Source organism: Actinoplanes sp. HUAS TT8, assembly GCF_051380535.1.
Lineage (GTDB): Bacteria > Actinomycetota > Actinomycetes > Mycobacteriales > Micromonosporaceae > Actinoplanes.
The window spans coordinates 6,336,815-6,350,557 of record NZ_CP195646.1; the positions used below are offsets into that span (position 1 = coordinate 6,336,815).

Here is a 13,743-nt window from a genome sequence, read left to right on the forward strand (position 1 = left end):
TGTGACGACCCTGGACCGAACAATGCTTGAAATGTACTGTAACAAAAATGTTCGAAGCCGTACTCGCCCGCATCAGCGATCCCAGCGCTCGCGGGCTGGCCGAAGCGGTCAGCCGGGCGGTCGGTGACGGCGCGATCGAGGGCGGGACGAAACTGCCGCCGGTCCGCACGGTCGCGGCCGAGCTGCGCCTCTCGCCGAGCACGGTCAACGCAGCGTGGCAGCTCCTGCGCCGGGCCGGCACCATCCGGACGGACGGGCGACGCGGCACGGTCGTCGCCACCCCCGGCGCCGGCGGCCCCGGTCGTTACCGAGCAGCGCTGCGCCGGACCAGCGGATTCGGCCTCGACCTGTCCACCGGCGTACCCGACCCGCTGCTGCTGCCGCCCATCCCGGCCCTGCACGGCCTCTCCCCCACACCGACCAGCTACCTCGACGAGCCGGTGCTGCCCGAACTGGCCGCGCTGCTGCGGGACCGCTGGCCCTACCCGGTCGAGCGCCTGGCGATTTTCGACGGGGCGATGGACGCGATCGACCAGGTCGCGTCCGCGCTGCTGCGGCTCGGCGACCTCGCGATCGTCGAGAACCCGTGCTTCCCGCCGCTGCTGGACCTGCTCGAAGCGCTCGGCGTGCCGGTCGTCGGCGTCGGCACCGACGACCACGGCATGATCCCGTCGCAGCTGGCCGCCGCCCTGACCCGCCGCCCGGCCATGGTCTTCCTCCAGCCGCGCGCCCTCAACCCCACAGGTGCGTCGTGGTCACCCTCGCGGGCCGCCGCACTCGCCGCCGTCCTTTCCACATTCCCTGAGGTGTACGTCGTGGAGGACGACTCCGCGGGTGACCTGGCCGCCGGGCCGGCCGGTTCCCTCGGCGTCCACCTGCCGCGGCAGACCATCCACGTGCGCAGCTTCTCCAAGTCCCACGGGCCGGACCTGCGACTGGCCGCGGTCAGCGGCCCGGCCACCGTCCTCGACCCGATCCTGGAGCGGCGCCTGCTCGGGCAGGGCTGGACCAGCCGGCTCCTCCAGCGCCTGCTGTTCTCCCTGCTCACCGACCCGGCGTCGGTCGCCGCGGTCACCTCGGCCCGGGACGAGTACGCGCGGCGCCGCCGCCTGATCACCGACGGGCTGCGCGCGGCCGGCATCTCCCTGCCGGACGGCGAGGGCATCAACATCTGGCTGCCGGTGGCCGACGAGCAGGCGGCGCTGCTGAGCCTGGCCAGCGCCGGGATCGGGGCGGCGGCGGGCACGGCGTTCACGGTCGGCCCCGGCACCCCGCACCTGCGGATCACCGTCGGCCTGATCACCGCCGACCATGCCGAGGTCGCCGCCCACCTGGCCCGAGCCGCCCAGACGTCAGCGCCGGCAATTCCCCGCTGAGACAGCCTGTCGTGTGACAGCTTGCCCCGCGACAACTAGGCGTGAGATGCTTTCGGCATGACCACGTGCGAGACTTTCCCTATGAGCATGGGGATGCTTGACGACCACGAGGGGCCCTGGACCGAGGCGGATTGGCTCGAACTCGGCGAAACGCACAGTCGCATCGAGCTGATCGACGGGAGCCTCTGGGTGAGCCCGGCACCAAACTTCCCCCACCAGGCGATTTCAACTCAACTCCTCTTCAATCTCCGCAATCCTGCTCGAAACGCCGGATTGCGCGCGTTACCGACAACCAACCTACGATTGAAAACGGGGCGCATTGTCATTCCCGACATCGTCATCGGTCGAGGCCCGCGTCTGGGAACGATCGACGAGGCCGCGGACGTCGTGCTCGTTTGCGAAATAACCTCGCCCAGCAACGCGACTACCGACCGTCAACAGAAGAAGCTGTTCTACTCGGCCGCCAAAATCCCTTGGTACCTACTGGTCGAGCCGGATTTCGGTGACTACGAGTCGGTCACGCTTCAACTGTTCCGGCTGGAGGGCCAGACCTACGTGGAGCATGCCACCGCGAAACGCGGCGAAACGCTGTGCTCCGACCTTCCGTTCCCCATGTCGATCGACACCGAAGCACTGCTCGACTACTGATCAGGGCTTGGGGACGAAGCTGTCGAAGACGACCTGGAGGACGTCCTTGCGGTAGGAGGCCCAGTCCGCGTCCGGGGTCTGGAACCAGAAGCCGTAGGCCTGATGCGCCGACGTCACCACACCACGGTTGTTGATGTGCTGCGTGCCGTTCTTCCGGTACGTGAACTCCCAGTCCGCGGCCTTCACGAAGTAGTCGACGGACGCCAGCTTGACCTCGTGATAGCTCGGGAAGTCGCCGCCCTTGAGTCGCGCGTCCCGCTGCGACTGCCAGTCCGCGACCGGATTCGATCGGGGCTGATCCGTCTGGTCGATGCCCAGGACGTGACCCTTCCCGTCCCGCCAGTAGCGGATGGTCCCCTCTTTCGACGTAGTCCAGCCCGTGGGGACGTACACGGAAAATCCGGTTTTGTCTTTGTAGTCGACGAACCCGGCGGGCAGCGCGAGACGCCCGGACGCGCTGCTGGTGCTCGGCGCCGCGGCCGGCGAGGACGAGACCGCAGCCGACGGCTTCTCGCTGGTCGCAGCGGTCGTCGTGGGAGCCGCCGCGGTCGTCCGGGTCGCCGCCGGTGGGTTCCCCGCGCTCGGCTCGGACGCCGACGGCCGAGCCGCCAGATAGATCCCCAGGCCGGCGATCAGCACCACCGCCACGGCCAGGGCGATCAGCTTGCGGTAGTCCCGCTTCTCCTTGGGCACGGCCGGAGCCACCGACCGAATGTCATCATCGACCGGCGCCCGCGGCTTCGGCACGGCCACCGGCGGGTTCTCCAGCACGGCGACGGCCTCGCGCAGCAGCCGCTCCGCCTCCTCGGCGTCGATCCGCTCGGCCGGGTCCTTGCGCAGCAGCCCGTCCAGCGCCGGCGTCAGCGCACCGGCCTGCTGCGGCGGGTCCGGCTCCTCGGTCGCCAGGGCGGCCAGCGTCGCCATGGTCGACGTGCGCTGGAACGGCGAATGGCCCTCGACCGCGGCGTACAACGTCGCGCCCAGCCCCCACAGGTCGGCCGGCGGACCGCTCGTGCCGAACCGGGCCCGCTCCGGCGCCATGTACAGCGGCGACCCCAGCAGCACGTCGGACCGGCTGGTCAGGCTGTCGTCGTCGAGCGCGGCGATGCCGAAGTCGGTCAGCAGCACCCGCCCGTCGTCGGCCAGCAGCACGTTCGCCGGTTTGACGTCGCGGTGCTGGACCCCGGCGCGGTGCGCGGCCTGCAGGGCGGCGAGAAGATCAAGACCGATCCGGGCCACCCGGTACGCGTCCAGAGGCCCGTCCTCGGCGATGACCTGCCGCAGCGAGCGGGACGGCACGTACTCCATGACGATCAGCGTGCGCTCGTCGATGGAGAGGACGTCGTACACCTGAACGACGTTGGGATGGCTCAACCGGGCCGCGGCCCGGGCCTCCCGCAGCGTCCGACGGACCGCGGCGTCGCCCTCCTCGGCCAACTCCTCGGGCAGGTCGATCTGCTTGACCGCGACCTCGCGCTCAAGGGTCTCGTCGTGGGCCAGCCACACCTGGCCCATGCCGCCCCGGCCGAGTTCGACTCCCAGACGGTATCGGCCGGCCAGCAGGGTGGGCGCGTCAGGCATGTCGCTCGATATACCCGCCCCGGCCGTCCCCGCAACGTCGGCTTCGTCGGCGGCCGCCGGGCGCGGCGCATCTGCCGGGGAACTCATGGGTGTACGTGCCTGCCGTCCTGCGCCGGAGGGAAGCGGCGCCGGACCATCCTCGCATGCCCTCCGTAACGTTCCCTGCATGGATCATGAGACGGCGATCGCGGCGGCCGAGTCCGCCGCCGAGGTCATCCGGGAGCGGTACGGACACACCCTCGACCGGGTGGACAAGGGCGGCGGCGATTTCGCAACCGAGGCTGATCTCGCCGCTGAGCAGGCCATTCACGAAGTGCTGGGCGCAGCCGGCCCGTCGGATGCGATCACCGGCGAGGAGACCGGGGAGTCCGGGCCGGCCGACTCGCGGCGCCGCTGGCTGGTCGACCCGCTGTGCGGGACCCTCAACTACGCTGTGCGAACGCCCTTGGTGGCGGTGAACGTCGCTTTGCGTGACGGCGACCGCGTCACCGCGGCGGCCGCGGCCGACCCGTTCGCCGGGGAGACGTACTGGACGGACGGGGTCGTGGCCCGGGTCCGGACCGCGGACGGTGGCGACACGACGCTCGTACCGTCGCCGGTTTCCGGTCTCGTCGACATCAACCTCGACCCGCCGTTCACGACCGAGCCGGCCCTGGTCATCGCCGCACCCGGATTCCGGAACCGTTTCCGGCCGCGCGTGATGTCGACGACCCTCGCCCTGCTCTGGGTGGCCGACGGGCGGCGGGCGGCCTACCTCACGTACGGCGATGTGCGGGGAAGTGTGCACTTCGCGGCCGGGATCGCGGTGTGCACGGCGGCGGGCTGCGTGGTGACCGGCACCGACGGCAGCCCGTGGGAATCGGGGTCGGGCCTGCTCGTCTCGGCCGACCAGCCGACCCACACCGCGATGCTGGAGTTGATCCGGGCCGCCCGTCCATGACTTGCCCCGGCGGCCGGGATCTCCGGCCGCCGCGATCGCCCTCACCACTCAACTCCGGCCCAGTTCCTGGCCCAGCTCCTGGCTCAGCGCGACCGGCGGATCAGTGCGACGCCGGCCGCGGCCGTGGCCAGGGCCGCACCGATCAGGGCGAACTGCTTCGGATTGGCGGCGACCCGCCGCCGCGCCGAGCCGATCGCCGCCGTCGCGCGCTCCGCCGCATCCGCCGCCTGACAGGCCATCCGCGTGCCGGTCTGCGCCGTCGCCTCGGCGATGTGCCCGGTGGCGTGCACGCCGACCGCCGCCTTGGCCTTCTCCCCCGCCGCCTTGACCTGGTCCACCTTGTCGGCGACCCGCGCCGGGACGTCGGCCTTGGCCACCAGCGCCTCGACGGTCGCCCCCATCTCGGCCCGGGTCTCCTCGATCTCCGCCCGCAGTGCGCCGGTCCCCTGCCCCGACTCCGCGCTCTTCCCGGATTCCGAAATTTCAGGCTTCGACGGTACGGCCATGGATGGGTCGACCTTCCCCGTGTGCTCGTCGCCCCCGCTCTTCGTCGCTCCCGCAGGTGGACCGGGCTTCGGCGGCACCGGTTTAGGGGCGGCGCTCTGCTGAGAGTTGGGCGGCGCGGGCTTCGGAGTGGGTGGCGCACCCGCCGCCGGCTTCGGGGCCGGCTGACTGCTTACCGGCGGCTGCGTGGCCGCCGGTTTCGGGGCGGGTTGACTGTCGGCCGCCGGTTTCGGGGCGGGTTGGTTGGTGGCGGGTGGTTTCGGGGTGGGGGCCGGGGCGTTCCTCGGGGCCGTACCCGCTGACGGTTTCCCGCCGCGCCCGCTGCCCGGTGAGGTGTTGCCGCGACCGGCGCCCCCGGGCGCTCGGCCCGCCGGCCCGCCGCCGCCCTTGCCAGGCGACGACCCGTTCGTGCGAGTACCCCCACCCGTACCGGAAGCGTCCTCGTCGCTCACAGGTTCCTCCCCGACCGCGCGGCGGTCATGAACGCCTCCACATCCCGGCGGCCGCCGGCCACCGCCTCCTCGGGCGCGGGTGGCACGGTCTGCCCGATCTGGCTCTTGCCGATGACCGCGGCCACTCCCGCCCCGGCGAACAGCGCCACGGTCACGATCAGGGCGGCCGCCCACACCGGCACGACCAGGGCCAGCGCCGCGCCGCCGGTGACGAGAAGCGCACCGAGCCCGTACCCGGCCAGGGCGCCGGAGGCCCCCAGCAGCCCGGCACCCTTCCCGGCCTTCCGGCCTTTCTCCGTCAGCTCCATCCGGGCGAGCGTCAGTTCGTCCCGCACCAGCGTCGTGACCTGCTCACTGAGGCGCCCGACCAGTTCCGCGGTCGACGCCGGCTCACTGCGCATCTCAGTGTGCGCCATCGTCCCCTCCGTCCTGCACAACTCTCAGAGAGTTCACGTACCCGCCCCAATCCTCCCTAATCCCCCACCCCCAGGACGCGAGAAGCGCCTTCTTGATGGGCTCCACCGCTTCCCCGGGCACGGCATCGACGATCTCCACCGCCGCGGCCGCGGGCAGTCGGGCCAGCACGCCGCCGGCCGCTTGAGGCGGCATCTCCATCAGCAGGCTCACGACGTCCTCGGTCGAGAGCGACGACAGCAGGGTGGCTGCTTTCGTGTCGGGCAGGTGGGCAAGCACCCTGGACGCTTTCACCACGGGCATCACGCGCATCGTCGCCGCCGTACGGTTCAGCGGCAGCTGATTCATCAGACCGGCGGCCCCGTCGGCGTTCATGGCGGCCAGCAGAGCGGCGGCACGGAAGACCGGCATGGTGCCGAGGAGTTCGACGCTTCGGTCGAGTCCGAGCTGGAAGATCAGGTCGGCGGCCAGAAGGATCGGAACCGCACCGTCGGCGACCAGCGCGCTGGTCCACGGAACCGGCATCTTCGACACCAGGATCTCCGCGTCGTGGCGGGCCATACGGGCCAGTCGCTGCACTATCACCGAGATCGGCATGAGCGGGAGGATCTGCTGCAACAGGGTGGGACCGAGCAGCAACAGATGCTCGGCCGCCATCGCCGGTTCCTCGCCCTCCAACAGCGCCGCGGCGGTCTGCGGCGTGAGGTACCGGAAGCATTCGCCGGCACGCCGCACCGACATGACGTGAAGGCATTCGACAGCGGCCTCGGTGGTCATCTGGGTCAGATAGGCCGCGCACCTCTCGGCGGGAAGCGCGTCCAGAACCCGATCGAGATCCGTTTTCGTGGCCGGGAGCTCATGAATGCGGAGTTGGTCGAGGGCCGCCTGCAAGGGATCACGATCGACACGCCGGGCCAGTCGTTCGACGACTGCGCCGACGGTGGCGTGTCTCGCCTCGCGGCGCCGGTGACGTTCGTCGTGCGCCAGGCGGTTACGGGTCTGCGTCCACAGCGGAAGTTTGTCCGCCGGCACGCCACATCCCTGTGCGAACCGGTAGACGACGTTGGCGCGAGGCAGGACCCGCCCTGACTCGGCGTTGCCCAGCGTGCTGCGCGGCACCCCGGTGATCTCCGACAACTCACGGAGCGTGAGCGGCTCATCGGCGGGGCTGCGCCGGGCGGCGGTCAACCGCAGCAACGCCAATTGCCGGCCTAGATCAACAATGTTTTTGACGGACCTCGGGTCCGGCCGTTCGACATCGCTCGACAACATGGTCCCATGCTGGCCGGGCCGGTCCGATGTTGTCCCATTCTTCGCCCGAAAAGGTGAATGCCAATTGATCTCCGAAGAGGTCGTCACGCGCCTAAATATTGCCTACTCCCCTCCGCTGAATCGGCCTTCAACTGCGGTTTTACGGGGACGCCCCGGCCCGGAAACTGATCGGACAGGCGGTCCGTCCGACGCGGGCGCCGATTCTGGGATATTCAACCTCGCGTCCACACTGGGCATTTGACAAGCAGATGTGGAAGCACGCGGAAAGGGCGGTGGTCGCCACCAGCGACCACCGCCCGGGATAACCCCCGAGTACTGCGCTACAGATCAGGAGTTGCCATGAACCTTAACCGCAATCGCGATTTATCGGCACCACTGTCGCCCCCTCGAAGTGAGAACAACAGCGGCGATGCCTGAATCCGAGGACCCGCACGACGATGGTGATTCCGACACAAGGGCAGGTTGGCGGCGCTGGTTGCCCCGACGCTCCACCGTGATCACGACCGTTGAGGTCGCGGCCGCACTCGCGACATTGATCGCGGCGCTCAAGGGATGGCAGTGATCGCCGGCGGACGACGGCCGGGCGCCTCGGCGCCGTGAAGGATCGCGGGCGGGCGGCAGCCCACGGACTGCCGCCCGTCCGCTCGCAATGAAACGTCTCATCACGCGAAGGCCCGAGTATTGACCGGGTCATAACCCGACCGTAACGTGGGTCACACCTTAGATAGAACGTTTCAAGTCGCTGGAGGCATAGATGCGTTCTCGGCTGGCCCTTGTTGTTGCGATCACCACCACCGCCGCTCTGGCGGTCTCCGGTTGTACGAAGAAGAACGACAACGACACCTCGTCCGGCAGCACGGGCGGCGCGAAGACGTACAAGATCGCGTTTGTTCCGAAGTTGCAGGGTGTTCCGTATTTCGAGGCGATGAACGCGGGCGGTAAGGCCGCGGCGGCCGCGCTGGGCAACGTCGAGTGGCTGTACCAGGGCCCGACGCAGGCCGACGCGGCGGCGCAGGCCGACATCGTGCGCTCGTACATTCAGCAGAAGGTCGACACGCTGATCGTCGCGCCCAACGACCCGGATTCGATGGCTCCGCTGCTGCAGCAGGCCAAGGACGCCGGTATCCACGTCGCCACCGCCGACACGGACGCGCCGAGCAGCGTGCGGGAGGTGTTCGTCAATCAGGCCACGGCTGAGGGCATCGGCCAGGGTTTGACGGATTCCCTGCTCAAGGCCATGGGTGGCAAGGGTAAGTACGCGATCGTCTCGTGCGGCCAGACCGCGGAGAACCTGAACTCCTGGATCAAGGTCCAGCAGGCGTACACCAAGGAGAAGTACCCGGACGCGCAGATCGTCGATGTCGTCTACGCCGGTGAGGATCAGGCGAAGGCCACGCAGATGGCGACCGACCTGATGAACGCGCACCCGGATCTGACCGGTCTGGTCGGTGAGTGCACGTCGTCGGCGCCGGGTGTCGCGCAGGCGGTGAAGGATGCCGGCAAGATCGGCAAGGTCTTCACGGTCGGTCTGGGTACGCCGCAGTCGATGAAGCCGTACCTGACCGACAAGTCGTCGACCGCCGCGATCCTGTGGGACGTGCAGAACCTGGGTTATCTGACCGCGTGGGCCGGTGCTCAGATCGCCGAGGGCAAGCAGTTCCAGGCGACCAACAACGTCAGTGACAAGCTGAGCGCGGTCACCTACGACGCGACGAGCAAGATGCTGCTGCTCGGCCCGGCGCTGGCGATCACCGACCAGAACGTCGACCAGTTCAACTACTGATGACCGAGGAGACTCCCCGGCTCCGCCTGGCCGGTATAGCGAAACGGTTCGGCGCGGTGCGGGCGATTCACCGAGCCGACCTGACCGTCAGAGCAGGACAGGTCCACGCGCTGGTCGGCGAGAACGGCGCCGGGAAGTCGACAATGATCAAGATTGTGGCCGGGGCGGAGACCGCCGACACGGGCACGATCGAGTTCGACGGCGAACCGGTGCGGATCGCCGGCACGACCGACGCGATCGCCCTCGGGATCGCCACGGTCTACCAGGAGCCGCAGCTGTTCGGCGAGCTCACGGTCGCGGAGAACATCTTCCTCGGCCGTGAGCTCAAGAGGGCCGGTCGGGTCGACTGGGCCGGGCAGAACGCCAGGGTGGTCGAGCTGCTGGAGCGGCTCGGTCTCCCGGCCCGCTACGCCACGGCCACGGTCGGCACGCTGTCGGTGGCCGAGCAGCAGCAGGTCTCGATCGCCAAGGCCCTGGCCGCCGAGGCGCGTGTGCTGATCCTGGACGAGCCGTCGGCGATCCTGACCGACGCCGAGATCGAGGTGCTCTTCGACGTCGTCCGCCGGTTGACCGCGGAAGGCGTCGCGGTCATCTACATCTCGCACCGGCTCGACGAGCTCTTCCGGATCGCCGACGAGGTCACGGTGATGAGAGACGGAAAGACAATTGGCACGTACGGCATCAGCGACCTCACCGTCCGCAGGATCGCCGAGCTCATGGTCGGCGGCATCCTCTCCGACGAACGTCCGCACCGGACGGTCCCCGACGGCCCGCCGATCCTGGAGTTGAGCGGTTTCGGCCGGGCCGGCCGGTTCCACGACGTGGACGTGACCGTCCGCAAGGGTGAGATCGTCGCCCTCTACGGACTGGTCGGCTCGGGTGTCTCGGAGATCGCCGCCTGCGTCTACGGCATCGATCGGGCCACCGCCGGTGACCTGCGGGTTCACGGCCGGGCGGCGAGTCCGCGCTCGCCCCGGGACGCCCAGAAGCTGGGGATCGCCCTGCTGCCGGCCAACCGTAAGGCCGAGGGGATGTTCGGCTTCCAGTCGATCGCGTTCAACATCTCGGCCGGGCACCTGCCGCTGCTGTCCCGGTTCGGGACGTTCCTCGATCGTGGCCGGGAGAGGAGCGTCGCGCTCGACCTGATCCGGCGGCTGTCGGTGAAGACGCCGAGCGAGCGGCAGCCGATCAGCGCGATGTCCGGCGGCAACGCGCAGAAGGTGGTCCTGGCCCGGCAGCTGGTCGAGCGGCCGGAGGTGCTGATCCTGGCCGAGCCGACCCAGGGGGTCGATGTCGGCGCCAAGGAGGAGATCCACCGGATCATCACCGAGCTGGCCGAGAGCGGGACGGCGGTCCTGGTCGTGACCTCGGATCTGCCGGAGGCGTTGCGGATCGCCGACCGGATCCAGGTGGTCCGGGGCGGCACGACGACGGCGTCGTTCGGCCCGGACGCGAGTCAGGTGGACCTGCTGGCCGCGGCCGCGGGAGGGGACGAATGAAGCAGCGTGTCCTGCCGCCGCCGGTGACCGGTCAGGAGGGCGTCCTCGTCGGGGTGATCGCGGCGCTCTGGGTGGCGCTGGCGATCAGCACCCCGGCGTTCATGACCGCCGGCTCGATCCAGCCGCTGCTGGTCGCGACCGCGCCGATCGCGCTGGTCGGCGTCGGCATGACCATCGTGATCATCACGGGCGGGATCGACGTCTCGGTCGGCGGCGCGATCATGGTGTGTTCGGTGCTGACCGCGAAGGCGCTGGTCGGCGACGGGGTGAGCCTGGGCCTGGCGGTGCTGCTGGCGGTCGCCGCGGGTGGGCTGCTCGGCCTGGTCAACGGCGTGCTCATCGCGTACGGGCGCGTGCACGCCATCATCATCACGTTCGGCACGGCCAACCTGTTCATGTTCGCCGGCCTGCGGATCTTCGGGTCGGGGACGGTCAACGGGATCCCCGGCACCCTGGCGTTCTTCGGGCGCGGGACGGCCGGGCGCACGCTCGGCGTTCCGCACGCGTTCCTGATCACGCTGCTGATCACCGGGCTGGCCTGGTGGTACCTGCGGCACACGGCCGGCGGGCGGCATTTCTTCGCCATCGGCGGGGACGCGGTGGCGGCCCGGCTCGCGGGCGTCCGCGTGCAGAGACGAGTGCTCATCGCGTACGTGATCACGGGTTTGCTCGTCGGTCTTGCCTCCTGTTTCGTGATCGCCCAGGGCACGTCCACGCTGGATCAGTCGGTCGGCTCGGGCAAGGAGCTCGCGGTGATCGCGGCCGTCGTCATCGGCGGCACGTCGATCATGGGCGGGCGCGGTTCGGTGCTCGGGACGCTGCTCGGCGCGCTGCTCGTGCAGTCGGTGGCGTCCGGCGTGACCCAGCTGGGCTGGCGGTCGCAGCTGTCCGACCTGTTCGTGGGCGTGTTCATCATCGTGGCGGTCGGCGCCGACCTGCTGCGGACCCGCGCGAGGAGGAATCGATGACCGCCGCCGTCGCTCCGGCGCGGACCACGGAAAGTTTCGGTGCCCGGGCGGTCCGGGTTCTGCTCACGCAGCGGATCGCGCTGCTCGCGGTGCTGATCGTCGCGGTCGTGGTCACGTTCTTCATCCAGGACGCCGGCGGGTATCTCACCGCCTCCTACGACTTCGACTACATGTCGGCGTCGCTGATCAACGCCGTGCCCCTGGCCATGCTCGGGCTGGCCGAGTTGCTGGTGATCCTTTCCGGTCGGGGCGGCATCGATCTCTCCGTGGGTGCGATCGTCTCCCTGGCCGGGATGATCTTCGGCTTCGCGTACGGCGAGTGGGGCTGGCCCCTCTGGGCGGCCATCATCCTGACCGCGGTGTTCGGTGCCCTGCTCGGCGCCGTGAACGGGTTCCTCGTCTCCTACGTCGGATTCCCCGCACTGATCGCGACCCTGGCCACCTTCTACGCCTACAAGTCGATCGCCATCGTCATCAACAACCAGTCCCCGATCAGCACCAAACCGGTCCAGGATTTGTACTCGATCACCAAATCCGTCGAACTACCACTGTTCGGGCAGTACATCCCGAACGTGCCCCTCGGAATCTTCACGTTTCTGCTGCCCACGGTCGTTGCGGTGTGGCTTTTGCTGACTCGCACGGCTTACGGGCGGCGGCTGTATGCGATCGGCACCAACGATGTCGCCGGACGCTGGGCCGGCCTCCCGGTCCGCGACACGCGCTTGAAGGCGTACGTCTACGCGGGTTTGATCTCCGGTCTTGTCGCTGTGGTGACGGTCGGCCAATTCGCCTCGGCCCGCCCGGACGCAGGGGTCTCCGGCAACGGCATGGCACTGCCCGCGATCACCATCGCCGTGCTCGGCGGCGTCGCCATCACTGGCGGCATCGGACGCGTCGCCGGCGTCGTGCTCGCCACCCTGCTCATCGTCTGGCTCAACGCCGGGATCCTGCTCGCCTTCATCGGCAACGAGGGCTCCCAATACCAGCTGCTCGCGCTCGGCACCGTGCTTGTTTTCGCCGCGTTGCTGAACGGACTCACGAACCGACGCTACGGAGGTACACCGTCATGACCGACCGCACCGAGCGGCAGCCACCCGCACCCGGCAGCGACGTCGCAGGCGAGGGCCAGGAGGGCATGACAACGCGGGCTCAGCACCTGGACGGGTTGGACGGCTTCACCGTCGAGGTCCCGAGCTGGGCGTACGGGAACTCGGGCACCAGGTTCAAGGTGTTCTCCCAGCCCGGCGTGCCGCGGGACCCGTACGAGAAGATCTCCGACGCCGCGCAGGTGCACCGGCTCACCGGGCTCGCCCCGCGGGTCTCCCTGCACGTCCCGTGGGACGTCGTCGACGACTGGTCCGGACTGCGCGAGCACGCCGAGAAGCTGGGCGTGAAGCTCGGCGCGATCAACTCGAACCTGTTCCAGGAGGACGACTACAAGCTGGGCTCGCTCTGCCACCCGGACGCGGCGGTCCGCGACAAGGCGGTCGGGCACCACCTGCGGTGCATCGAGATCATGCACGAGACCGGATCGACCGACCTGAAGATCTGGCTGCCCGACGGGCTGAACTATCCCGGTCAGGACTCGCTGCGCGGGCGGCAGGACCGGCTGGCCGAGTCGCTGCGCCGGATCTACGACGGGCTCGGCGACGACCATCGGATCCTGCTCGAGTACAAGTTCTTCGAGCCGTACTTCTACAGCATGGACATCCCCGACTGGGGTACGTCGCTGCTGCACTGCCTGGCCCTGGGCGAGAAGGCGACGGTCGTGCTGGACACCGGGCACCACGCGCCGGGGACCAACATCGAGTTCATCGTCATGCAGCTGCTGCGGCAGGGGCGGCTCGGGGCGTTCGACTTCAACTCGCGCTTCTACGCCGACGACGATCTGATCGTCGGGGCGGCCGACCCGTTCCAGCTGTTCCGGATCATGTCGGAGATCGTCGCGGTGGATGCGCACCTTCCGTCGTCCGAGGTCAACTTCATGCTCGACCAGTGCCACAACATCGAGGAGAAGATCCCCGGGCAGATCCGGTCGGTCCTCAACGTCGAGCAGGCCCTGGCCAAAGCGCTGCTCATCGACCAGGACGCGCTCCTGGCGGCGCAGCGCGAGGGGGACGTGCTCGGGGCCAACGAGATCCTGATGGCGGCGTACGAGACCGACGTGCGAGGGGCCCTGGCCGACCGGCGGGAGTCGAGGGGGCTCCCGCGGGACCCGGTCAGGGCGTTCAAGGCGTCCGGATACGCCGCGACGGTCACCGCCGAACGTGTCGGCGGAACACAGGCCGGTTGGGGCGCCTGACCCG

General features: G+C 69.4%; 12 protein-coding genes. 8 read left to right on the plus strand and 4 right to left on the minus strand.

The window, feature by feature from the left end:
- The first annotated feature begins 47 nt into the window (after positions 1-47).
- Positions 48-1,376 (plus strand): aminotransferase class I/II-fold pyridoxal phosphate-dependent enzyme, encoded by a 1,329-nt coding sequence (locus ACSHV8_RS28365; protein WP_436520431.1) that lies wholly within the window; start codon positions 48-50, stop codon positions 1,374-1,376.
- An 81-nt stretch (positions 1,377-1,457) separates the two neighbouring features.
- Positions 1,458-2,024: a Uma2 family endonuclease gene (locus ACSHV8_RS28370; protein ID WP_436520433.1), complete on the plus strand. Its 567-nt coding sequence runs from the start codon at positions 1,458-1,460 to the stop codon at positions 2,022-2,024.
- Here the strand turns inward: ACSHV8_RS28370 and ACSHV8_RS28375 are convergent, their stop codons facing one another.
- Positions 2,025-3,605, minus strand: a complete 1,581-nt coding sequence (locus tag ACSHV8_RS28375) for a serine/threonine-protein kinase (RefSeq protein ID WP_436520435.1) — start codon at positions 3,603-3,605, stop codon at positions 2,025-2,027.
- A gap of 166 nt (positions 3,606-3,771) precedes the next feature.
- Between ACSHV8_RS28375 and ACSHV8_RS28380 the strand changes: the two genes are divergently transcribed.
- Complete coding sequence (locus tag ACSHV8_RS28380; RefSeq protein WP_436520437.1) at positions 3,772-4,545, plus strand: inositol monophosphatase family protein; 774 nt, start codon at positions 3,772-3,774, stop codon at positions 4,543-4,545.
- Between the two features lie 83 nt (positions 4,546-4,628).
- Here the strand turns inward: ACSHV8_RS28380 and ACSHV8_RS28385 are convergent, their stop codons facing one another.
- The 3 genes from ACSHV8_RS28385 to ACSHV8_RS28395 form a co-directional block, all read right to left on the minus strand.
- On the minus strand, positions 4,629-5,051 hold the full coding sequence (locus tag ACSHV8_RS28385; protein ID WP_436520439.1) for a DUF3618 domain-containing protein: 423 nt from the start codon (positions 5,049-5,051) through the stop codon (positions 4,629-4,631).
- 446 nt (positions 5,052-5,497) lie between these two features.
- Positions 5,498-5,917 carry a phage holin family protein gene (locus ACSHV8_RS28390; RefSeq protein ID WP_436520441.1) on the minus strand — a complete coding sequence of 140 codons (420 nt, stop codon included), beginning with the start codon at positions 5,915-5,917 and terminating at the stop codon, positions 5,498-5,500.
- Positions 5,904-7,187, minus strand: coding sequence for a magnesium transporter MgtE N-terminal domain-containing protein (locus tag ACSHV8_RS28395; protein ID WP_436520443.1), 1,284 nt, complete (start codon positions 7,185-7,187; stop codon positions 5,904-5,906). Before ACSHV8_RS28395 ends, ACSHV8_RS28390 begins: the two co-directional genes overlap by 14 nt.
- 754 nt (positions 7,188-7,941) lie before the next feature.
- Between ACSHV8_RS28395 and ACSHV8_RS28400 the strand changes: the two genes are divergently transcribed.
- Genes ACSHV8_RS28400 through rhaI form a run of 5 tightly spaced genes read left to right on the plus strand, consistent with a single transcriptional unit; the run spans position 7,942 to position 13,739 of the window.
- Positions 7,942-8,970: an autoinducer 2 ABC transporter substrate-binding protein gene (locus ACSHV8_RS28400; protein ID WP_436520445.1), complete on the plus strand. Its 1,029-nt coding sequence runs from the start codon at positions 7,942-7,944 to the stop codon at positions 8,968-8,970.
- Positions 8,970-10,469: a sugar ABC transporter ATP-binding protein gene (locus tag ACSHV8_RS28405; protein ID WP_436520447.1), complete on the plus strand. Its 1,500-nt coding sequence runs from the start codon at positions 8,970-8,972 to the stop codon at positions 10,467-10,469. The genes ACSHV8_RS28400 and ACSHV8_RS28405 overlap by 1 nt, the downstream gene beginning before the upstream one ends.
- The gene (locus ACSHV8_RS28410; RefSeq protein WP_436520449.1) at positions 10,466-11,437 is read left to right on the plus strand and encodes an ABC transporter permease; all 972 of its coding nucleotides are present in this window, start codon (positions 10,466-10,468) and stop codon (positions 11,435-11,437) included. Before ACSHV8_RS28405 ends, ACSHV8_RS28410 begins: the two co-directional genes overlap by 4 nt.
- The gene (locus ACSHV8_RS28415; RefSeq protein ID WP_436520451.1) at positions 11,434-12,507 is read left to right on the plus strand and encodes an ABC transporter permease; all 1,074 of its coding nucleotides are present in this window, start codon (positions 11,434-11,436) and stop codon (positions 12,505-12,507) included. The genes ACSHV8_RS28410 and ACSHV8_RS28415 overlap by 4 nt, the downstream gene beginning before the upstream one ends.
- On the plus strand, positions 12,504-13,739 hold the full coding sequence (rhaI, locus tag ACSHV8_RS28420; RefSeq protein WP_436520453.1) for an L-rhamnose isomerase: 1,236 nt from the start codon (positions 12,504-12,506) through the stop codon (positions 13,737-13,739). Before ACSHV8_RS28415 ends, rhaI begins: the two co-directional genes overlap by 4 nt.
- The last annotated feature ends 4 nt before the right edge of the window (positions 13,740-13,743 follow it).

What these genes read in the sequence shown, in the direction of transcription:
- ACSHV8_RS28365 (WP_436520431.1), top strand. Translation starts at nt 48, where the DNA reads ATGTTCGAAGCCGTACTCGCCCGCATCAGCGATCCCAGCGCTCGCGGG.
- ACSHV8_RS28370 (WP_436520433.1), top strand. Translation starts at nt 1,458, where the DNA reads ATGAGCATGGGGATGCTTGACGACCACGAGGGGCCCTGGACCGAGGCG.
- ACSHV8_RS28375 (WP_436520435.1), bottom strand. Translation starts at nt 3,605, where the DNA reads ATGCCTGACGCGCCCACCCTGCTGGCCGGCCGATACCGTCTGGGAGTC.
- ACSHV8_RS28380 (WP_436520437.1), top strand. Translation starts at nt 3,772, where the DNA reads ATGGATCATGAGACGGCGATCGCGGCGGCCGAGTCCGCCGCCGAGGTC.
- ACSHV8_RS28385 (WP_436520439.1), bottom strand. Translation starts at nt 5,051, where the DNA reads ATGGCCGTACCGTCGAAGCCTGAAATTTCGGAATCCGGGAAGAGCGCG.
- ACSHV8_RS28390 (WP_436520441.1), bottom strand. Translation starts at nt 5,917, where the DNA reads ATGGCGCACACTGAGATGCGCAGTGAGCCGGCGTCGACCGCGGAACTG.
- ACSHV8_RS28395 (WP_436520443.1), bottom strand. Translation starts at nt 7,187, where the DNA reads ATGTTGTCGAGCGATGTCGAACGGCCGGACCCGAGGTCCGTCAAAAAC.
- ACSHV8_RS28400 (WP_436520445.1), top strand. Translation starts at nt 7,942, where the DNA reads ATGCGTTCTCGGCTGGCCCTTGTTGTTGCGATCACCACCACCGCCGCT.
- ACSHV8_RS28405 (WP_436520447.1), top strand. Translation starts at nt 8,970, where the DNA reads ATGACCGAGGAGACTCCCCGGCTCCGCCTGGCCGGTATAGCGAAACGG.
- ACSHV8_RS28410 (WP_436520449.1), top strand. Translation starts at nt 10,466, where the DNA reads ATGAAGCAGCGTGTCCTGCCGCCGCCGGTGACCGGTCAGGAGGGCGTC.
- ACSHV8_RS28415 (WP_436520451.1), top strand. Translation starts at nt 11,434, where the DNA reads ATGACCGCCGCCGTCGCTCCGGCGCGGACCACGGAAAGTTTCGGTGCC.
- rhaI (WP_436520453.1), top strand. Translation starts at nt 12,504, where the DNA reads ATGACCGACCGCACCGAGCGGCAGCCACCCGCACCCGGCAGCGACGTC.